Source organism: Arthrobacter sp. MYb227 (genome assembly GCF_002975435.1).
Lineage (GTDB): Bacteria > Actinomycetota > Actinomycetes > Actinomycetales > Micrococcaceae > Paeniglutamicibacter.
Genome location: NZ_PCPT01000002.1, coordinates 146,483 through 166,679 on the forward strand (window position 1 = coordinate 146,483; position 20,197 = coordinate 166,679).

Annotated in this window: 16 protein-coding genes and 1 pseudogene; 10 read left to right on the forward strand and 7 right to left on the reverse strand. The window is 60.4% G+C overall.

From position 1 onward, the window contains the following. Positions 1-104 precede the first annotated feature (104 nt). Entirely contained in the window at positions 105-1,178 is a 1,074-nt protein-coding gene (locus tag CQ018_RS04710; protein WP_105548838.1) for a hypothetical protein, read from the forward strand. Between the two features lie 158 nt (positions 1,179-1,336). On the opposite strand, the gene CQ018_RS04715 is transcribed toward CQ018_RS04710, so the two are convergent. Both CQ018_RS04715 and CQ018_RS04720 read right to left on the reverse strand, forming a co-directional pair. Beyond that, positions 1,337-2,263 carry an MBL fold metallo-hydrolase gene (locus CQ018_RS04715; RefSeq protein WP_258142405.1) on the reverse strand — a complete coding sequence of 309 codons (927 nt, stop codon included), beginning with the start codon at positions 2,261-2,263 and terminating at the stop codon, positions 1,337-1,339. A gap of 25 nt (positions 2,264-2,288) precedes the next feature. Continuing rightward, complete coding sequence (locus CQ018_RS04720) at positions 2,289-3,668, reverse strand: aldehyde dehydrogenase family protein (RefSeq protein WP_105548839.1); 1,380 nt, start codon at positions 3,666-3,668, stop codon at positions 2,289-2,291. Between the two features lie 218 nt (positions 3,669-3,886). Between CQ018_RS04720 and CQ018_RS04725 the strand changes: the two genes are divergently transcribed. Continuing rightward, on the forward strand, positions 3,887-4,681 hold the full coding sequence (locus tag CQ018_RS04725; RefSeq protein WP_105548840.1) for an SDR family oxidoreductase: 795 nt from the start codon (positions 3,887-3,889) through the stop codon (positions 4,679-4,681). Positions 4,682-5,113: 432 nt separating this feature from the next. Continuing rightward, complete coding sequence (locus tag CQ018_RS04730) at positions 5,114-6,274, forward strand: epoxide hydrolase family protein (protein ID WP_105548841.1); 1,161 nt, start codon at positions 5,114-5,116, stop codon at positions 6,272-6,274. A gap of 58 nt (positions 6,275-6,332) precedes the next feature. Here CQ018_RS04730 and CQ018_RS04735 read toward each other — a convergent pair whose 3' ends face one another. Next, a complete protein-coding gene (locus CQ018_RS04735) occupies positions 6,333-7,826 on the reverse strand; it encodes a SulP family inorganic anion transporter (protein ID WP_105548842.1) in 1,494 nt (497 codons plus the stop codon). A 483-nt stretch (positions 7,827-8,309) separates the two neighbouring features. Between CQ018_RS04735 and CQ018_RS04745 the strand changes: the two genes are divergently transcribed. After that, positions 8,310-9,536, forward strand: coding sequence for an aromatic acid/H+ symport family MFS transporter (locus CQ018_RS04745; RefSeq protein ID WP_105548844.1), 1,227 nt, complete (start codon positions 8,310-8,312; stop codon positions 9,534-9,536). 126 nt (positions 9,537-9,662) lie between these two features. Here CQ018_RS04745 and CQ018_RS04750 read toward each other — a convergent pair whose 3' ends face one another. Beyond that, entirely contained in the window at positions 9,663-10,580 is a 918-nt protein-coding gene (locus CQ018_RS04750) for a LysR family transcriptional regulator (protein WP_105548845.1), read from the reverse strand. 173 nt (positions 10,581-10,753) lie between these two features. Between CQ018_RS04750 and CQ018_RS04755 the strand changes: the two genes are divergently transcribed. From CQ018_RS04755 to CQ018_RS20000, 3 genes and pseudogenes are all read left to right on the forward strand, one after another. Continuing rightward, positions 10,754-12,211 carry a benzaldehyde dehydrogenase gene (locus tag CQ018_RS04755; RefSeq protein ID WP_105548846.1) on the forward strand — a complete coding sequence of 486 codons (1,458 nt, stop codon included), beginning with the start codon at positions 10,754-10,756 and terminating at the stop codon, positions 12,209-12,211. 58 nt (positions 12,212-12,269) lie between these two features. Then, positions 12,270-12,506, forward strand: a pseudogene (locus tag CQ018_RS04760) (dioxygenase); the annotation flags it as partial. Positions 12,507-12,563: 57 nt separating this feature from the next. Continuing rightward, positions 12,564-12,743, forward strand: coding sequence for a hypothetical protein (locus CQ018_RS20000; protein WP_181149733.1), 180 nt, complete (start codon positions 12,564-12,566; stop codon positions 12,741-12,743). A 172-nt stretch (positions 12,744-12,915) separates the two neighbouring features. Here CQ018_RS20000 and CQ018_RS04770 read toward each other — a convergent pair whose 3' ends face one another. Genes CQ018_RS04770 through CQ018_RS04780 form a run of 3 tightly spaced genes read right to left on the reverse strand, consistent with a single transcriptional unit; the run spans position 12,916 to position 16,089 of the window. After that, a complete protein-coding gene (locus CQ018_RS04770; protein ID WP_105548847.1) occupies positions 12,916-14,460 on the reverse strand; it encodes a tripartite tricarboxylate transporter permease in 1,545 nt (514 codons plus the stop codon). Between the two features lies 1 nt (position 14,461). Next, complete coding sequence (locus CQ018_RS04775; protein WP_219843994.1) at positions 14,462-15,109, reverse strand: tripartite tricarboxylate transporter TctB family protein; 648 nt, start codon at positions 15,107-15,109, stop codon at positions 14,462-14,464. Next, complete coding sequence (locus CQ018_RS04780; RefSeq protein WP_219843995.1) at positions 15,106-16,089, reverse strand: tripartite tricarboxylate transporter substrate binding protein; 984 nt, start codon at positions 16,087-16,089, stop codon at positions 15,106-15,108. Before CQ018_RS04780 ends, CQ018_RS04775 begins: the two co-directional genes overlap by 4 nt. A gap of 163 nt (positions 16,090-16,252) precedes the next feature. Here CQ018_RS04780 and CQ018_RS04785 point away from each other — a divergent pair, with 163 nt between their 5' ends. The 3 genes from CQ018_RS04785 to tcuA all read left to right on the forward strand — a co-directional run bounded on the left by CQ018_RS04785 (position 16,253) and on the right by tcuA (position 20,181). Next, positions 16,253-17,839 (forward strand): ATP-binding protein, encoded by a 1,587-nt coding sequence (locus tag CQ018_RS04785; protein ID WP_181149734.1) that lies wholly within the window; start codon positions 16,253-16,255, stop codon positions 17,837-17,839. Next, positions 17,836-18,570, forward strand: a complete 735-nt coding sequence (locus tag CQ018_RS04790; RefSeq protein WP_105548849.1) for a response regulator — start codon at positions 17,836-17,838, stop codon at positions 18,568-18,570. The genes CQ018_RS04785 and CQ018_RS04790 overlap by 4 nt, the downstream gene beginning before the upstream one ends. A gap of 117 nt (positions 18,571-18,687) precedes the next feature. After that, a complete protein-coding gene (tcuA, locus tag CQ018_RS04795; protein WP_105548850.1) occupies positions 18,688-20,181 on the forward strand; it encodes an FAD-dependent tricarballylate dehydrogenase TcuA in 1,494 nt (497 codons plus the stop codon). The last annotated feature ends 16 nt before the right edge of the window (positions 20,182-20,197 follow it).

Below are 20,197 nucleotides of genomic sequence, written 5' to 3' on the forward strand. Positions count from 1 at the left end.
TAGCTTGGGAACGATTGCGCCCAGATATTAAGAACCGGTTTCTGCCTGTTAGCTTGGTAGGCGCAAGCAGTTCAAAGAGTTCGGTGTAGATCGGAGATTATTCAGTGGTTAATCGAGACGTTGAATTGATTGACCTCATCTGGCCTAAAACTCTGATACCGCCAATTGACAGCGCAAAATTGCTCTATTTGGATCTGAATCACTGGATAAATCTTGCGAAAGTCAAGCTGGGGAAGGGCGGTGCTACTCGATACTGGCAGCTCTTGGAAGCATGCCAGCTGGCAGTTAAAAATAAGAAAGTCCGTATCGTCTTGTCAGATGCGTTGGCAGAAGAAATATTCAAGATTCGAGACCCTCGGCAGCGGAACGACATAGTATCTGTCATTGATGAGTTGACTGATTATGAGTACTTAGCTGGACTCGCAGATGTTAAGAAGCTGGAACTGCAAGCCACATTAGACGAAATGACTGGAACTAGAGGACTGAATTACTCGCAGATTCCGTTGGTAGGAGGCAGTCTCCTGCACGCATTTGGGAAGGTCGGAGGGCTACTCCTTACCGATGCTGATGGTAAGCCGATAGACCGGACATTATTGTCTGAAGAGGAACAACGCAAGCTCAAAGTAATAGATCGTGAGGCCGAACGACAGCTCCTTGCTGGCCCTAAAGACGACGACATTCCAGAACTGCGACGATCTGGATATGCTCCTGAAATCGTTCAAGATTCGTTGCAGGATAATGCCCAAATTGAGCAATCCTTCGCCAATGAACAACTAGACGATCGCATGCGTCGCGGTCGATTAAAGGATGTCCTCACAGCGCGTGAACTTTTTCATGAGTTGAATGAAATGCTTGCAAGAGAATTGTCGGTCCGCAAGATAACGTTCGCTCTTCTTACTAAGAACATTCATGATGCAAGAAGGCTTGTGCATAGTATGCCAAGTAGTTGTGTTGCGGTCGAACTCAAAACGAACTATCACCGGAACGCAGCCAGAAAATGGACAGTAAACGATATTCGTGACATTCACGCCATGTCATTGGCAATTCCATACTGTGACATTGTATTTACAGATGCAGCGGTCAGGGATTGCCTTATCAGATCGAAGCTTCCGGCTCGGATGCGAACGCTCGTTCCAAATAAACCAGACGATCTGGTACAGCTTTTATCTGAACTTTAGAATTGGCCAGAAGCATTCTTCTTGCAACAGCTTTGTTTTCATTCTGGGGCTTCGGATTTTATGCAGCGAAGAAGCCCGTCTCCTGGCATCGACCTTGAGAAAGGCGAAGCTAGAAGACGGGCTTTTGCGCCGGCGGTGAGACACCAGCGAGAGAATATTTAGGCCAGAGACTGCACCGATGTGGGCCGTACAACGAAGCGTTGGCCGCTGGTCGCCACGGTGATGTCCCCGGTGTAGGTAGTCGCTGCCGCGCTTTCCCATTCCTCGGCTGAAGCGATGCCCGCGAAGTGTGAAAGCACCAGTGAACGGGCACCTGCCTGGGTGGCGATGCGACCAGCACCTTCGGCAGGGGTGTGCGAGAGTCGCTGGTGATCAAGGAAAGTGGGGCTGAAGTTTCCGGCCTTGAAGAACTCGAGGTTGACCGCCTCATGGACCAAGATATCGGTATCTTGTGCCAGGACCGCCAGTGCCTCGCATTCGGCAGTATCGCCGGAGAACGTAACCGATCCGTAAGCTGTGTCGAAACGGAACGCCAGCGCAGGGAAGATCGGCGGGTGCTTGACCAATACCGCGGTGACCTTCACCAATTCGTCCTCGTAAACCACGAAGATGTCGCTACTGCCGGGTGCTGGAACCTCAATCTCGCGTGCCTGTACCAAATCGCGAAGCACGGGGCGGGCCTCATCCGTGGCACGGATATCTGTGTCATAGGAATAAGCTGCAAGTGTGTGCTCGACCATGGACGCGGTACCGGCCAGCTGGGCACCACGCGGGTGCGTTGGGTCTTGACCCGGACCCAGGATCTGGACTGGGGATGTGAACCCATCAACGGGCGCCCCCCAGTTCCAGAGCAGGAATGCGGGCAGCTCAACAACGTGATCCGAGTGCAGGTGGGTGATGAATCCTGCGCGGAAATTCTTTCCACGGAGCCCGGCCTCATGGGCGGCGCGGGTGGCGCCGAGCCCAAAGTCGATCATATAGAAAGCATCTTCCACGCGCAGGGCGCTGGCAATACCGTCTTCACGGCCGCGAATGGCCGGGCCAGCGGCGGTGCCGAGGGTGATGAGCTCAAACGGGGAATCCATGTCCGAGTGCCTTTCGTAGGTGCCGTTATGCATGGGCACGGGCATTGATGGTGCGGGTTTCTAGGTATTCGTCAAGGCCGTAGCGTCCGCGTTCGCGGCCAACTCCGGAGGCCTTCCAGCCCCCGAAGGGCGCATCCAGCTCAACGACGGTGTGTTGGTTGATCCAGACGGTGCCGGTTTCCAGGGTTGCGGCAAGTTGCTGGGCCCGGTCCTCATCTGGAGTCCAAAGTGAGGACCCGAGGCCGAACTCTTGACCGTTGAGCATCTGGATCAAGGCGTTTTCATCGGAGTAAGAAACGATTGGTAGCGCGTTGCCGAATTGTTCCTCATCGACAATGCTCATGCCGTCGGTGGCATTGGCGATCACCGTGGGAGCCAAGAAATGACCTGGCAACTTGGTGCCGCGCTCGTTACCGTGGGCAATCGTGGCGCCGGCCGCTGTGGCTTGGGCGATCATGGCTTGTACGGTGGCCAGCTGTGCGGCGTTGTGCATCGGACCCATCGTGGTTGAATCGTTAATTCCATGACCTATCACGTGGGCGGAAACCTCGGCGCTGATGGCTTCGGTGAGCTCGCCGGCTAATTCTCGTGGAACGTAGACGCGTTTGACCGCCATGCAGACCTGCCCCGCATTGCGGAAGGCACTGGCAACGATGCCACGGGCGGTGGTGCGGATATCTGCGTCCGGGAGCACGATGGCCGGATCATTTCCACCCAATTCCAAGGTGACTCGTTTGACGCCTTGGAGCGCCTGAGTAGCTACCGAGATGCCGACATCGGTGGATCCGGTAAAGGAAATTTTACGGACTCCGGGAAGGGAGCTGAGCGCAACGTTGACGGTGCGCCGTGAGCTGGTGCGGACCTGTGCCACGTTTGCCGGCAATACCTCGTTGAGTAATTCAATGAGCGCGATGGTGGATAGCGGGGTGGTGGGTGAAGGCTTAGCAATCACCGTGCAACCCGCGGCCAAGGCGGGCGCCAGCTTCACGGCGAGTAGGGAAATGGGGAAATTCCATGGGGTGATGGTTCCAACCAGACCCACGGGTCGGTGGTGCACCTGCACTTGTCGGCCGGCCCGGTCTGGCAGTGATTCTGTTTCGTCCCAAGCCAGGTTCGCGTAGTAATCGAAGAGGTCTGCTGCGACGAGGAACTCGGTGACGGCCTCGCGCAATGGCTTACCTTGTTCGCGGCTGAGGATGCTGCCCAGTTCGGCGGCTCGGGTCCTGATGAGCCCCGCGGTTTGTTTGAGATTTGCCTTGCGGGCTGTGCGATCTGCAGCCCAAGCCCGGGATGCCGAGGTGGCTGAGGCGATGGCGCGTTCCACATCGGCTTGTGTATGCTCGGGAGCCGAACCAACGCGTTCGAGGGTCGCGGGATCGAAGACGTCGTAGGTGGGTATGGTCATCGGGCTGGCCTTTCGAAAAGCGAATTCGCAGGTGTTGCTGATGCAAGCATTCCCGAACCGGGGTGCAAAGCCACATAATGTTTCCATTGGATGAAAACTATCCGGGTTACTGGTCCGCAAACGCCGCAGACTGGAGACGGGCACACCCATGAAGATGCACGGTTGAAGCCCGCACCTAGATTTTTTACCTCCAGACCTAGCATGCCGAGGGATGCAATATGAATCAGCTCAATTCACCAGTCGTAGTCACGGGAGCAGTTTCCGGAATCGGTGCAGCGACCGTAGCCTCGTTGCGCGTTAAAGGAATTTCCGTGATCGGCGTCGATAGAACCGTGCCCGAGGAATTCGATGGTGCTTTTGTGCGGGGAGATCTCGGCACGAGCGCCGGAATCGAGCAGGTAGTCGAAGAAGTCAGCACGTTGGCCCCGAATGGAATCTCCGGTCTGGCGAATATCGCTGGCGTTCCGGGAACCGCACCATGGCGCACCGTCTTAAACGTCAATGTTTTTGCTGTACGCGATCTAACCCGTGGGTTGGCCCCGTTGTTGGTGCCCGGTGCCGCGGTTGTGAACTTGGCATCCTCTGTTGCTTGGGATTGGCGTGGGAACGCGCCAGAACTTGGTGCGTTTGCGCTAGCTGCGGACCGTGAAAAAGCATTGGCTTTGGTAAGTACCGCCATTGAGTCATCGGGGGAGTCCTACCTATTTTCAAAACAGTGTGTGATGCTGCTGACCGGTGAATTCGCGGCGGAGAACTTAAGCGCCGGAATCAGGGTCAACTCCGTGAGCCCTGGTCCGGTACAGACTCCGATCCTCAAGGACTTCAAGGCAGACCACGGCGCGGCAAAGGTCGAAGGCGCCGCGGCACTGCTTGGTCGATTCGGTGAACCAGAAGACATTGCTGAGGTGGTGTTGTTCCTGCTCTCCGAGTCTTCCCGTTGGATTAATGGCACGGATATACGCGTTGATGGTGGGTTGACCGCTTACCGCACCAGCGCCGTGGCCCTAGGCTAAGTATCGCTGCGCAGAACGCTCGCTAGTCTAGTTTCCAGGCCATACCGCTAGTGTTGCGTCCATCGGTGGAACCACTAAGTTGACTGGCGCGCTCTGAATTCCCGAATGGCGCAGCGTGGTGAGGTCGCTTGAGACATGAAGCCGCGATCTAGCGATGGCTTGCACATCCGCACCGTACCTCTACGTAGCCGATTGATTCGGGTGAAATTGTGGTCAGGGTGGGAACCTGCCGGACCTCAGCAGCCAGCGGATTAGATGGCACGCTTCGCAGCGGAGGGGACCGCCGAAGGCCTCGTCAACGTGGGTTTGCACAGTGATAGCTGATTTTCGGATGAAACCGGTTTGAGCCGTGGTAGCTTGTTTTTGGGTTGCTCAGGGGGGCCCAACACAGGGTTGGACGGATCATCATCTGGCACACGAGAGGCACGTTTAATGTCGACAGGTCGGTATGAAGTCAGTTTTGACGCCGAGGCAGTTACGCAGCTGAAGTCTCGTATTGCCATGACCCGGTGGCCGCGGCGATTCGAGGTGGCCGATTGGGACTTTGGTGTTGATTCTGGATATCTGCGCGAGCTTGTCGAGTACTGGCGCGATGGCTTTGATTTTGGGGCCGCGGCACAGCGGATCAATGCGATTCCAAACTTCCTGAGCGACATCGATGGGTTGCCCCTTCACCATTTGCATGCTCGGGCGGCTCGTGAAGATGCGACACCAATCTTGCTCTTACATGGGTGGCCGGGGTCGGTGGTCGAATTTCTTGAGGTCATTCCGCGGCTTGTAGAGCCTAACGGTGCTGGGGAAGAAGCTTTCCACGTCGTCGCACCCTCACTGCAGGGGTTTGGTGCTTCCCCGGGGATCGATGAAGCAGGGATGTCACCGGTTCGCATCGCACATCGGATGGCCGCGCTGATGAAGGAACTGGGCTACGAGCGATTCATGGTGCATGGGGGAGACTGGGGCACCCTCCTTGCCACCCATATTGCTTCGCTTTACCCCGAACGCGTCCTGGGGTTGCACGTGACACTGACACATCCGATCCCGCCAAGCGATGTGGCTGATCCGATGACTTTGGTGCGTGAGCACGAGCGAAAATGGCTGGAAGAGAACGAGTTTAAGGCCATTGACGGCCGGGGGTATTTTGAAATACAAAAGACCCGTCCGGAAACCCTGGGTTTTGCACTCACCGATTCTCCGGTGGGGTGGTGTGCCTGGGTCTTGGACAAGTTCTACCAGTGGACCGATTGTGAACGGGACTGGGACAGGGACATCCGTCATGCGGTGAGTTGGGACCTGTTCCTGACGAACCTGTCGTTGTACTGGTTCACCGACACCATCTCGTCCGCCATGCATTTTTACCGGGAACAATACCTGGCGATCAGATCGGGTCAGGGGGCCGCGGGGAAGGTCGTGGTTCCAACCGGTGCAGGAATATTTCCGCAGGAAATTCTCAAGTCACCTAGGGCTTGGATGGAGCGACGATTCCCGCTGGTGCATTGGACCGAGCACGCGGCCGGAGGCCACTTTGGCGCCATGGAGCAGCCGGAGTTGTTTGCCAATGACCTGCGGAAGTTCGCCCGCAGCATCGTAAGCTAACGGGCACCGCATTGATCTTGGCGGGTCGCTCTTATCGGACTAAGAGTGCAGCATTTCGCTAGCCCAGGTGCCCGGCCATGCGTTGATGCATGGCGGCGCTTGCCTCGTTCAGCCCGGTGATTTCCACGTGTTTTCCGGCCGCTGCATACTTGGCACTAATGGCCTCGAGTGCGGCAAGCGTCGAGACATCCCAGAGGTGCGAAGCATGCATGTCGATCACGATACGGGCCGGGTCCAGCGCGTACTCGAACTGCGTGTAGAGGTCATTGGAAGAGGCGAAGAATAGCTCGCCGTTGACGGTGTAGATTGCTGTTTCTCCGGTGGCATCGAGCGTGCGGGTGACCGTGACGAAGTGTGCCACGCGTCGGGCGAAGAGCACCATCGCCGTCAGTACCCCGGCGCCCACGCCGATCGCGAGGTTGTGCGAGAAAACCGTGGCTGCCACGGTGATGAGCATGACCGCGGTTTCGCTCTTGGGCATGCGGCGCAGCGTCGATGGACGGATGGAATGCCAGTCGAACGTCGCCCACGATACGAAGACCATCACGGCCACCAGCGCGACCATGGGGATCAGCGCAACCACGTCTCCAAAGACCACCACCAACACCAGCAGGAATACTCCGGCCAGGAAGGTGGAGATCCGGGTGCGGGCGCCGGAGGCCTTGACGTTGATCATGGTCTGGCCGATCATCGCGCAACCGCCCATGCCACCGAAGAACCCGGTGACCAGGTTTGCCACGCCCTGACCCCAGGCCTCACGGGTCTTATTGGAGCGCGTATCGGTTATATCGTCCACAAGTTTGGCTGTCATGAGAGATTCGAGGAGGCCCACACATGCCACGGCCAGTGCATAAGGCGCGAGGATCTTGAACGTCTCGAAGGTCAGCGGGAGTTGCGGGAAAAGTAATTCGGGCAGGGATGAGGGTAGCTCGCCCTTGTCGCCCACCGTGGGTACCGTCAGGGAGGCAAAGACCGTGATCAGGGTGAGTACCACGATGGCCACCAGCGGTGCCGGAACTCGGGTGGTGATCCGTGGCAACCCGAAAACGATAAGTAGCGCCAGCCCGAGTAGCGGGTAGACCAGCCAGGGCACGTTCATGAGCTCGGGCAGCTGGGCGATGAAGACCAAGATTGCCAGTGCGTTGACGAATCCGACCATGACCTGGCGCGGGATAAAGCGCATGAGCTTGGCAACGCCCAGTGCTGCCAACAGGATCTGGAAGAGGCCGGCGAGCAGGATTGCCGCGACCAGGTAATTCACCCCGTGACTTGCCACCAAAGGCGCAATCACCAGGGCAACGGCGCCGGTGGCCGCGGAAATCATGGCCGGGCGCCCGCCGACAAAGGCGATGGTCACGGCCATGGTGAATGCGGAGAACAGGCCCACGCGCGGATCGACACCCGCAATGATGGAGAACGCGATGGCCTCGGGAATGAGCGCGAGCGCCACCACCAGCCCACCAAGAATTTCGATGCCCAGCAATTTGGGGGAGCGCAGCGTGCGCAGCACCGATTGGCGTTCCTCGGGTGTCGGTGTGGTCGGTGATGACATGGGGGTTGCTGGCTTCCGTTCGAGTGGTGGTGTGGGGCGGTAGCATCCGTGCCGCGGGCTCTGACCTTGGCGGAATTAGTGTGTTGCACGGTAAGTATGCGGGATTCAGCCTAATTCTAGAGGAGCCGTACTTTATTGCGAGGTCGTTGGTCTTGGCCTGGAAACCAAGAGCGTCATCGAAGGATTTTGCTAGGGGGGTCCGCCCGGTGTTGGACGCTGACCTAAGGGTTGAGGTGCGAGAGAAGTGAGTGTCGTCTCATTTGTGCTGGGGCGGGGCTTGTGTGCCGAGAGCATCGTGCGGGGCGCCTTCCCCGCCGGCCCTTGAGGGAGTGCGCGAATTCGCATGCGATCATAGATTTTTTCTATGTGTGGCGCACGCCGCATCTATTGGACAAGATAATGCGACCTTAGGCACACTGGGTAGTGATGGGCGCCATGTACCGGTTGGTGTCAAACTTTCGTCGCTAAGGTTCCGCATTCTTCATGAAATCCACTCGCAATAAATGGGTCGTTGCCCTGTGCTGGCTAACGGTCGTCTTCGAAGGGTTCGACATCGTCGCGCTCTCGGCCTCCATTCCACAATTGATCGACACCGCCTATGCGGGAATTACCGCGATTGACGCAACCTTCATCGCCACCGTCTCGCTGGTAGGTGTGGGTGCCGGTGCGGTGCTGATTGGCCCCATCTCCGACCGCTTTGGCCGCCGCACTCCGCTGATGCTCTGCGTGCTGGTCTTCTCGATCTTTACCATCCTTTTCCCGCTAATGCCCACCGTTGCCTTGCTGGCCACCGTGCGTTTCATTGCCGGGTTGGGCATGGGCGCCTGTATGCCGGTTGCCATCACCATGATGCAAGAAGCCTCGGCGTCGAACGCCCGGGCGCACTCCTCGACCATCACCATGACCGGCTACCACGTCGGCGCCGTGGCCGCCTCGCTCTTTGCGATCCTCGCCCATGCCGATTGGCACCTGCTCTTCTACATCGGTGGCGCGCTGGGCCTAGTCGTTCTTCCATTCATGTATGCGAAGCTGCCCGAAACCCACGCCGCAGGCCTCAAGGACATCGGCACCAAGGCGCCAAAGTCCAGCATGGTTGAGCTATTCTCCAATGGTTTGACCCGCTCGACCGTTGGCCTGTGGATTGCCGCGTTCATGGGGCTGCTGCTGGTTTACGGTCTGAATACCTGGTTGCCGCAGCTGATGCGCGGCGCCGGTTACAACGTTTCCGATTCCCTGGTGCTATTGCTGGTGCTCAACGTCGGCGCCATCGCCGGTTTGCTGGTGGGTGGACGCATCGCCGACAAGCGCGGCGTCAAGGGCACCACGATGTTCTGGTTTGCCTCCGCGGCCGTGCTGCTGGCACTGCTATCCATCCGTATGGAAAGCTCGCTGCTGCTCAACGGCGTGGTGCTGGTGACCGGGTTCTTCGTCTTCTGTGCGCAGGTACTGGTCTACGGCTTCGTCGGCTACATCTACCCCAAGCACGTGGTGGGCACCGGTATGGGCATGGTTGCAGGCGTCGGACGCCTGGGCGCCATTGCCGGACCGGGCATTACCGGCCTGCTGGTTGCCAGCGGCCACGCCTATCCATGGGGCTTCTACCTCTTTGCTGGTGCCGCGCTCTTTGGCATGCTGGCCATTGCGGTCATCCCCAAGCCAAAGTCGCAGGATGATGTCGTAGAGCGTGAGGCTCAGAAGGCTTCGGCCTAGCTTTCTAAGCGGCATTCCCCGTTCGGGGCGTGCGCATCTGCCATCGCAGAGTCCAATTCTGGAATCTGCGATGGCAGAGTCTTTTAATGCCCATGAGCTATAGCGCCGGTGAGCCTAAAAGAAAAACTAGTTTATTGGTTGGCCGAGCGCCGAGGGCATATCGCGTAGGGATTCACGCACCAGCTTGCGGAACCAGTAGGTGGGACCGCTTGCGGCGATCTTCTGATCCGTATAGATGTCCACCGAGAACGCGGGGCTATCGACCGGAAGCTCGCGGTAGACCAGCGGCCATTGGCGGCAGAAGCGTTCGGCAATTTCAAGCGGAACCACCGAGGCCAGGGAGCCTTCGAGCTGCACCGAGGGAAGGACCGAGAAGTGGTGGACGCGCAGCGTGGTGCGCAAACTAATTCCGGATTCGGCCAAGCGAGCCTCGATTTGCCCGTGGCCGGCGGTTTGGTCGATGGTCACGAAGTTCAGCGAGTCGAATTGGCTGCTTGTGAGTTTTGGTTCGGCGGGGGCCATCGCGCGCGGCAGCAGGGCGACGTAGCGATCTTGGATCACGCCCTCGCGTCTGGCGCTGCCGCCAAGCACCAGCGAGGTCAGTGCCGCATCGATCCGGCCGTGGGCCAGCCACTGGGGGATGTGCTCAACGTTCATGGGCACCGATTCTAGGATTGCGTGCGGTGCTAGTTTGCCCAGGTGGCGCATGATCGAGGGGAGGAAAATGACCTCGCCAATGTCCGAGAGGCAGATGCGGAAGGTGCGTGTGGTGGTGGCCGGATCAAAAGCCGCGGTGGAATCAACGGCGCCATCGATTCCATCGACCGAGGAGCGGAAAACCTGATAAAGCTCGTTGGCGCGGGCCGTCGGCTCGAGCCCGCCCGGACCGCGGACAAAGAGCGGGTCACTCAGTTGGGACCTTAGCCGGGAAAGCGAATGCGAGACGGTTGGTTGGGTCAGTGAGAGCTCTTGTGCCGCTCGGGTTACGCTGCGAGCCTCGTAAATTTCCAGAAATGTCCGCAATAGGTTCAGGTCGATGCTCATGGGTACACCATATCGAAGTCTTCTATGTTGCTGGTGCGTGAAACTTTATGGACTGAACATCGGTTCTGGCCTAGCGTTACACATGAGAGCGGGTGCCAGTTGCCCAGAAACCTCAAGGTTTTTGAGGTGCGCTGATGCGCCCGACCCGTCGTTTGTGAAGGAAAGTGCACCCCGTGCCATTGCTTGATGAATCAATCTGGAACTCCAAGATCAATATTGCCGGCTGGGTGGATGCCGAGGGCGGAACCCAAGACGTGATTGAGCCGGCAACCGGTGCGGTGCTGGGAAGCATCGGCGTTGCCAGCACCAAGGACGTGTACCGCGCAGCGACGATTGCCGCCAAGGCGCAGGTAGCTTGGGCAGCAACCAAACCCGAGGAACGAGCTGCCGTGTTGCGCCGAGCAGGAGACCTCTGGGAACAACACGCAGCGGAGATCCAATCCTGGATCATCCGAGAATCTGGCGGCATCGGGCCCAAAGCCGGACTCGAAACCCACGTCGCAGCACAGGAATGTTTCGAGGCCGCGGCGCTTCCCTCCCACCCACAGGGGGATGTGCTCACCTCAAACGAGGCTCGCTGGTCATTTGCGCGGCGTCGTGCCGCGGGCGTTGTGTCTGTGATTGCGCCGTTTAACTTCCCCCTAATTCTTTCGATCCGCTCGGTGGCCCCGGCACTGGCTCTGGGTAATGCGGTGCTGCTCAAGCCCGATCCGCGCACGGCGGTCTGCGGCGGCGTGGCCTTGATGCGCATCTTTGAAGAGGCGGGGCTTCCCGACGGACTGCTCTCGCTGTTGCCCGGCGGTGTAGAAACCGGAGTTGCAGTAGTTGAAGCGCCCGAGGTGCGTGTGGTCTCCTTCACCGGATCCACAGCAGCTGGGCGAAAGGTCGGCGAGGCAGGCGCCCGGAATCTGAAGCGCGTACACCTTGAACTCGGTGGCAACAACGCGCTAGTCGTGTTGCCGGGAGCTGATCTGGCGAAGGCCGCATCGGCCGGTGCATTTGGCTCCTTTATGCACCAGGGACAGATCTGTATGACCACCGGACGGCACTTTGTTCATGAATCGCTCTATGACGATTACGTGGCAGCGCTCGCCGCTAAGGCGACAAACTTGCCGGTGGGAGACCCGAATACCGGGCAGGTAGCACTGGGACCCATTATCGACGAACGTCAGCTGGCAAACATCGATGCGATCGTGAAGGAATCGGTTGCCGCGGGCGGTCGCCTAGTTGCTGGCGGAAGCAGCGAGGGCCTGTTCTACTCGCCAACGGTGCTCGCGGACCTGGACCCGAAAAACCCGGCATTCGCCCAGGAGATCTTTGGCCCGGTGGCCCCGGTGATGAAGTTCAGCGAGATTGATGAGCTCATCGAGCTGGTCAATGCCAACGAGTACGGGCTCTCGGTGGGCATCCTAGGTGACGTAGGGCTGGCCATGGGTATTGCCGATCGCGTGCATTCGGGCAAGGTGCACATCAATGAGCAGACGGTCACCGATGAGGCAAACGCACCATTTGGTGGGGTGGGTGCCTCCGGGACCGGATCGCGCTTTGGCGGTGCGCAGGCCAACATTGAGGCGTTTACCGAAACCCAGTGGTTGACCATGCGCCCGCAGATCGCCGATTACCCGTTCTAGGCCAAGGCCCGGCATGGGGGGCGTTGCCTTCAGGCCGCAGGGGGAGCCTTCCTTGACCGCTTCGAGCGAATTTGACCACTGGGCCGAAGAGGCCATGGCGCGCGGAGATGTGGATTCCATCCTCGATTTCCTGCACAAGGCACCGGCCGCGCGGGAGGCGCACCCGCGCTCCGAGCATTGGGCTCCGCTCTATGTGGCACTCGGCGCGGCATATGCCTTTGGTGGCATAGAGGCCAAGACCGCGATCGATGGTTTCTGGTTCGGGCTCTCCAAGCGCTCCTGGTCGCTGACCTAAAGGTCGCGGCGCATGATTAGCCGCGGCATCCGGTTGGCCACCGCGTCGGGGGTGCCGATGACGCGGAATCCTGCGCGCTCGAACATGGCCCGGGTGCCGACGAACGCCATCGTGCTGTCCATGCGCCCGGCCGGGTCCACCGGGCGCGCCTCGTTGACCGCTGCGCACCACGATGCAGATGATGCTCCGCACCTGGACCTCGTCCACGGGGCGGATGAGCTTGGATGCGGCAAGTAGCGGTTTTCCCGCTCGCAGGGTTTGCGTATAACTGTTGCACGGTCGCCGCTGAGCTCCTTGAAGTCCCTGGCCCGCAAGCGGTGCGAGAGACACCAGCAGTGGGGGTGCCCCGCGGGTCAAATGTGACGCTCTCCCCCTTTTGATGATGTTTCCTAGTTCCGGATCCGCGTGCCTAGACGCCGAGCTTATCGGTGTCGAATTTCAGGGCTTGGCTCCGTGCCGTCTTGCTGTGGCGCAGGTGCTGGATACCGGTGATCACCAAGGTAATGGCCAACAGTCCGTACAGCACTATGGTGACCGGGCTGTCGATGAGGATCGACAGGTCGCCTTGGGAGACGGTCAGCGCGCGGCGCAGTTCCGTCTCGGCCAGCGGGCCCAGGATCACCGCGATTAGCACCGGTGCGAGCGGGAACTTGTAACGGCGCATCATGAATCCTAAGAGGCCTACGCCCAGCAGGATCCACAAGTCAACGATCGAGGAACTGATCGCGTACACGCCGAGCACCGAAAGCACGGTGATTCCGGCATACAGGTAGTGCCGGGGGATGAGCAGCAGCTTGGCCCAAAGCACGGCGAACTGCATATTCAGGACCAACAGGATGACCAAGCCGATGAATAGCGAGGCGAGCAAGGTCCACACCATCGGACCGCTGCGTTCGAACAAGAGCGGACCTGGCTGCATGCCGTACTGCTGGAAGGCCGCCAACATGATGGCTGCGGTTGCCGAGGTGGGCAGGCCGAGGGCCAACAGGGCGCCCATGGCCGTGCCGGCCGTGGCATTCGCAGCGGCTTCGGGGGCAGCAACGCCGCGGATCGATCCGGTGGTGCCGAAATCGGTGTCGCCGTTGCGGGCGGCGAGCTTCTTTTCCAGGCCGTAGGCCATGAACGTGGGGACCTCGGAACCACCGGCCGGAATGACCCCGAACGGAACGCCGAACGCGGTGCCGCGCAACCAGGCCGGCATGGCCCGGCGGATGTCGCTCAGGTCCAAACGTGGCCGGCCCTTGGACTCCACGCGGACAGCCGTCTCGTCGCGGTGGATGCGCGAGGCGATGTGCAGAACTTCTCCGAGTGCGAGCAGCCCGACGGTGATCACGACAATCGACATGCCGTCGAAAAGTTCCGGCATGCCCAGCGTGTAGCGGGCCGTTCCGGACGGGCCATCGACGCCCACCAGGGCCAGGACCAAACCCAGTCCCAAGGACATTAGGCCCTTGACCACGGAATCGGAGACCACCGAGGAAATCGCGAGGAAGGCGAAGACCGCCAGAGCGAAGTATTCGGCGGGGCCGAACGCCGTTGCCATCTTCACGAGCACCGGGGCGAAGAAGACGACCACCGTCGTCGCGATGAGACCGCCGATGAAGGCACCCATGGCCGCCGTGGCCAGCGCCTTCGCCGCCCTGCCGTCAAGTGCCATGCGGTGGCCCTCGAAGGTGGAGGCAATGGCAGAAGAGTTACCGGGGGTATTAAGCAGGATCCCGGAGGTCGAATCCCCGAAGAGGCCGCCGAAGTAGACCCCGGCGAACATGATGAATGCCGCGGTCGGCTCAAGCGAAAAGGTAATGGGAAGCAGCAGCGCCACGGCCATGGCCGAACCGAGTCCGGGCAGCACGCCCACGGCGGTTCCAAGGACCGCGCCGATTACCACCCACAACAGGTTCATGGGAGTCAGGGCCTGTGAAAAGCCCTCCATAAGCAGGGATAAGGATTCCATGTCAGATCAGTCCTTCCAGGAAGCCTGAGGGCAAGTTGAGGCCGAGCCCCGCATTGAAGGCCAGCTGGATGGCCGAGGAAAACAGGATGGCGACGCTGAGGTCAAATAGTGGGCGTTTGCTGCCCAACGCGCGGCACACTACCCAGAACAGGCCCGCGGCACTCAAGATCCAGCCCAGAACGGGCAATGCCAGGATGAATGCTGCCACTGCTCCGGCAACCATGCCCAGGGTCTTCCAGTCCGAGTAGGCCTTGCGCTTGCCGGTGACAGAAGGTCGTGCGGTGGGGACGTAGATGGCCTCGTTCTCTGTGTCAGCGAGGTCGCTGAGCAAGTCCGTGGAGAAGTCGGCGTTCTGCCCCTCGCTGTCCTCATGTGGGAAGCGACGGGTGCGCAGGATCTGGATCGTGTGGATGATCGCCATGAGGAACAACAGCACGCAGACGATGGTGGGGAAGAACTGCGGTCCGGGCACGCTGGTGCCCATCACCTTCATGGTGGCCGTCCCGTAAGTCAGGAAGCCAGCCAGGATGAAGACCAGTGCCGGGACGATCAGCTCGCTGCGTCCGGACCAGAAGCCGGTGATGCGCACCGAGTATTCGTCGTTCGATTGTTCCGCAAGGGATGCGGAGGCGTTGTCGGTTGTTTTCACAGTCCCAGTCCTTCCACGATGTCCTTGGTCACGGCGACCTCGGAGTCAATGAAATCGTCGAATTCCTCGCCGGTCATGAAGCTATCGGTCCAGCTGTTGCGTTCCAAGGCTCCCTGCCAGTGTTCGGTCTGGCGGAACTCGGTGATGATGTCGACGAACTCCTGCTTTTGCTCCTCGGTGATACCCGGTGCTCCGGCGAAGCCTCGCCAGTTGGCCATCGCTGCATCGACACCCTGTTCCTTGAAGGTGGGGATGTCGACTCCGGGCAGACGCTCTTCGGAGGAGATTGCCAAGGCACGCAGGGTGCCGGCTTCGATCTGGTCGGCCACTTCGTTGTAGCCGGACATGCCTCCGACGGTGGTTCCGGAGAGCATCGAGGTCAGCGCCTCGCCGCCGCCGGAGTAGGCGATGTAGTTCGTCTTGATCGGATCGATGCCGATCTTTTGTGCCACCAGTCCGGTCAGCAGGTGGTCGATGGATCCCAGCGAGCCGCCGGAGATCGATGTCCCGCCGGGATTTTCCTTCCAGCGTGCGGTGAAATCATCCAAGGTCTGGAATTCGGACTTCACCGGAACTACGAGCACCGCGAAGTCATCGGCCAGCCGTGCAATGGGCACCACATCGTTGAGGCTGGTGTCGGAGTCGGCGAGCTCGATGGCGCCGATCATGACGCCGCCGGTGACCATTAACATGTCGTGGCGGCCTTCCATCTGGACGAATTGGCTCAATCCGATGGTTCCGCCGGCACCGGGTACGTTGACCACTTGGGCGTTGTTGACCACGCCGCCGGACTTGAGGGCCTGCTGCGACTCGCGGGCGAATCCGTCCCAACCGCCGCCGGGTGCAGCAGGCGCCATGAGGACGAGCTTCGACCGTGCGGTCGCTTCACCCCCGCTTGCGGCCGCATTGACCAGTGCCAGACCTGCCACGACGGCGACGACGGCGCCGTACAGGGTCTTCTTGATTATGCTCTTGCTCATCATCATCCGTAATCTCATGGGTGGTGGACCGGGTGTCATTGGCAGGTCCCTCGATGACCAAGGTGCCAGAGAAGTGACGTAAAGCACAGTTGAAATGTGCTTTAGTTCATAAGAACAGTAAGGAAAACAAAGTCAACAAGAAATGGAAGGGGTGGCAAGCGAAGTGCCTTCCCTGTCAAAACGTCGCCGGCGCGCTCAATTGTTGGCCTTGCAATTGGGGATCGTACTGGGCCTGCTCAGCGCAGTTTCCGTCGTTATCCTGGTCTTTGAAGACCATCGGACCCAAGAAGTGGCCTTTGAGCGAGTGCATACCGTCGCGGTCCAAATGGCGTCGCAAGAGGCCGTGCGCATGAATCTGGGTACTCCCGGGGCCACTGAGGTCATTACTCCGATCGCAGACTTGGCGACGTCGGTTTCCGGGGTGCACTATGTGACGGTGGCGGATATAAACGGCATCCGGGTGGCGTACCCGGACCCGGCACGTATCGGGGAGCAGGTGTCATCGGATCACGACCAAGTGCGGGAGGGGGAGTCCTTCCGCGGCACGGAAATCGGGCCGCAAGGTGTGACGCTGCGGGCCAAGGAGCCGGTGTGGTTCAACGGCAAAGTTGTTGGGACCGTCTCCGTGGGCATCCTCCAGAGCGAGATCCGCGGGGAATTGCTGGAAATCGTCGGGGATGTCGCCCCCTGGATCTTAGGTGCTGCGGCGCTGGGCACGGTTGCCTCGGCGCTGATGGCGTACATGGTCCGTCGACGGATCTATGGGGTGGAACCGGAGGCCGTCGCTGGCCTGCTGCAGTCCCAGCAGGCGTTGCTGTTCAGCGTGCATGACGGAGTTGTTGGTGTTGATTTAGCGGGGCGGCTGACCCTGGTCAACGACGAGGCCCGGCGCCTGCTGGGGTTGGAGGGTGACGTCGTGGGAGCTAGGGCCGCCGACGTGCTGGACCCGAGCCTTCATGCTCAACTCGGCAGCGAGGCCGCGGGAGCCGAAGAAACGCAATATGTCCTTTCGGGGGAGCGCATCCTGCTGGCTACCCGTCGTGAGGCGCTGGCCAATGGTAAATCGTTGGGCAGGACCTTGACATTGCAGGATCGGACCGAGCTGGAGGCCACGTTGCGTGAATTGAAGGGCCAGCGAAGCCTTGCCGATGCCTTGAGCTCGCAGGCCCACGAGTTCGCGAACAGGTTGCACGTGCTCTCGGGATACCTGTCCTTTGGTGTGCCCGGGGAGGCCGCGGAGTATCTTGAACGGATCAGCGGCGCGGCCCGGGGCGTCGATGCGGGTGTCCTGAAGGATCCCGCGTTGACCGGGCTTGTGGGTGCCAATGCGGCAAGTGCCCGCGAGGCCGGGGTGCGGTTGCTGGTGGACCCGGAATCGGGCACTGCGCCAAGGTGGCGCGCGGATGAAGACACCTTGACCGTGGTGGGGAACCTGCTGAGCAACGCGATCGAGGCGGCAGGCGACGGGGGAACGGTGCGGTTGCTGGTAAATGCGGGGATGGATCAGGTGAGTATTTGTGTTGAAGACAGTGGGCCAGGCATATCCCCGGACGAGGTGGAAGAAATCTTTCGCCGGGGAGTGAGCAGCAAGGTCGGCCTCGGGACCAACCACGGGATTGGGCTGGCGCTGGTGGACCGCGTGATCAGGCGCCGTGCTGGCTCGGTGTCCGTGGACACCGGGAAGCTGGGCGGGGCCAGGGTTCGTGCGGAATGGACAATGCCGGGAAATGAAGCGGAGCGGATTGCATGATTAGGACATTGATAGTCGACGACGATCCGGACATTGCGCGCCTTCACGCACGCTATGTGGACGCGTTGGCCGGGTTTGAAGTGGCTGGAGTACTGCAGCGTGGCGGGCCGGTCTTGGCCTTCCTTGAAGAGGGGGACGTCGACCTGATCCTGCTTGACGTGCATCTGCCGGACATGGACGGGCTACAGGTGCTCGAAGACCTGCGCGGCAGCGGATATGACACCGGGGTCATCATGATCACCGCTAGCAGCGAGCGCGATACGGTCCATTTTGCTGTTGGCCGCGGTGTTGACGACTATCTGGTTAAGCCCTTTAGCGTGACGGATTTCAACCACAGGCTTGAAGCCTTCCGCGTCTCGCGGATTCGGTCGGTGGCCGGTTCGGTGCCGACCTTGGATCAGGGGGACATTGACTCCATGTTCCGGGCCGGGGAACCGGGCAGCCGCGCCGGAGCCGGGGGTCAGGCTCCTGCCGCCGCGGTGGATGCGCCGCTGCCCAAGGGGTTCTCCTTACCGACGGTCGAGCTGGTGTCGCACGCGCTGCGCGAAGCCGCGCGGCCCGGCGGGCCGGGGGACCTGTCGGCCAGCGAGGTCTCGGAAAGTTGTGGAATCTCGCGGGTGAGTGCCCGCAGGTACCTGGAGATGATGTCGGGCCGCGGGCTGGCCGAATTGCGACCCAAGTACGGTGCTCCGGGACGCCCGGAGCACCGCTACCGCTGGATCGGGGAGTAGCGGCTCCGCCGGACATTTGGTGTATCGGAACGCAGGTGCACTAGCGCTCTTTGTATATTTGTGTATACACTCGCATCCAGAAGGTTCCGAGCGGGACCCCGGACAGGGAGATGCACGATGGGCAGCACAGTGAACGAAGCAGGAACGGCCAACGTAGCCGACGTGATCGTCGTGGGTGGCGGCAACGCGGCCTTCACCGCAGCACACGCCGCCGCCGAGCGTGGCCGCAAGGTACTGCTGCTGGAAAAGGCACCACGTGAGCTCTTCGGCGGAAACAGCTACTACACCGCCGGAGCCACCCGCATCGCCCACAACGGGATCGATGACCTGCGCGACTTCATTGAAGCCGACGACCGCCACGCGGTATCCGAGGTCCCACCGTACTCCGCCGCCGACTATGCAGCAGACCTGGTAAAGGTCACCGAAGGGCGCAACGATCCGGAACTGACCGAGGTCCTGGTCAACGAGGCAGCCCCGGGTTTGCGCTGGCTCAATGAGCTGGGCCTAAAGTACCGCCTGATGTACGAGCGCCAGGCCTATGCACGCGAAGACGGCAGCTACCTTTTCTGGGGCGGCCTGCATGTGGGCAACGTTGGCGGCGGCGAGGGCCTGATGGCCGACCACGTCGCGGTCGCCAAGAAGCTCGGCACCGAGGTCCGCTACGAACAGGATGTCTTTGAACTCATTCTTGAAGATGGCTCAGTCAAGGGCGTCAAGGTCCGCGGCACGGACGGCAGTGTGCAGGAATTGCGCGCGGAATCGGTGATCCTCGCGGCAGGTGGCTTCGAATCGAACCCGGAAATGCGCCGCGAGCACCTCGGCGAGGGCTGGGAGAACGCCAAGGTGCGCGGCACCGCCTTCAACAACGGCGAGATGATCAGCGCCGGCCTGGCCGCCGGCGCGGTCAAGGGCGGGGACTGGGGAACCTGCCACTCGGTGCAGTGGGATGCACTCACCCCTAAGAACGAGTCCAACCGCGAACTGACCAACCGTCTGACCCGCCAGTCCTACCCACTGGGCATCATCGTGAATAACCGCGGCGAGCGCTTCCTGGATGAGGGCGCTGACTTCCGCAACCTGACCTACGCCAAGTACGGCAAGGTCATCTTGCAGCAGCCGGACTCCATCGCCTACCAGGTTTTCGACGCTTCACTGCGTCCAATGCTGCGCGCCGAAGAGTACGAAATGCCTGAAATTTCCGAGGTCATCGCCGACACCGTTGAGGAACTGGCGCAGAAAATTGGCGTGGATCCAGCATCACTAGCCAAGACCGTCTCAGAATTTAATGCTTCCATCGACACCTCCATCACCTACGATCCGAATGTGCTTGATGGCCGCGCCGCAAAGGTCACTCCACCCAAGAGCAACTGGGCCAACCCATTGGAAGCCGGCCCGTTCTATGCCTACCCGGTCACCTGCGGCATCACCTTCACCTTCGGTGGCTTGAAGTCCGATACCCACGGCCGCGTCTTGGACGAGAACGCCGAGCACATCGACGGGCTGTATGTCTGCGGCGAAATGCTCGGCGGGCTCTTCTCTGCCAACTACCCGGGCGGTTCCGGGCTTGCGGCTGGCGTCGTGTTCGGTCGCCGTGCCGGTACGCTGGCTTAGTAAGGATTATGCGAAG

Coding starts and splice junctions, on each gene's coding strand:
- CQ018_RS04715 (WP_258142405.1), bottom strand. CDS start 2,263: ATGGATTCCCCGTTTGAGCTCATCACCCTCGGCACCGCCGCTGGCCCG.
- CQ018_RS04780 (WP_219843995.1), bottom strand. CDS start 16,089: ATGAGCAAGAGCATAATCAAGAAGACCCTGTACGGCGCCGTCGTCGCC.
- CQ018_RS04720 (WP_105548839.1), bottom strand. CDS start 3,668: ATGACCATACCCACCTACGACGTCTTCGATCCCGCGACCCTCGAACGC.
- CQ018_RS04790 (WP_105548849.1), top strand. CDS start 17,836: ATGATTAGGACATTGATAGTCGACGACGATCCGGACATTGCGCGCCTT.
- CQ018_RS04735 (WP_105548842.1), bottom strand. CDS start 7,826: ATGTCATCACCGACCACACCGACACCCGAGGAACGCCAATCGGTGCTG.
- CQ018_RS04750 (WP_105548845.1), bottom strand. CDS start 10,580: ATGAGCATCGACCTGAACCTATTGCGGACATTTCTGGAAATTTACGAG.
- CQ018_RS04725 (WP_105548840.1), top strand. CDS start 3,887: ATGAATCAGCTCAATTCACCAGTCGTAGTCACGGGAGCAGTTTCCGGA.
- CQ018_RS20000 (WP_181149733.1), top strand. CDS start 12,564: ATGACGCGGAATCCTGCGCGCTCGAACATGGCCCGGGTGCCGACGAAC.
- tcuA (WP_105548850.1), top strand. CDS start 18,688: ATGGGCAGCACAGTGAACGAAGCAGGAACGGCCAACGTAGCCGACGTG.
- CQ018_RS04745 (WP_105548844.1), top strand. CDS start 8,310: ATGAAATCCACTCGCAATAAATGGGTCGTTGCCCTGTGCTGGCTAACG.
- CQ018_RS04730 (WP_105548841.1), top strand. CDS start 5,114: ATGTCGACAGGTCGGTATGAAGTCAGTTTTGACGCCGAGGCAGTTACG.
- CQ018_RS04770 (WP_105548847.1), bottom strand. CDS start 14,460: ATGGAATCCTTATCCCTGCTTATGGAGGGCTTTTCACAGGCCCTGACT.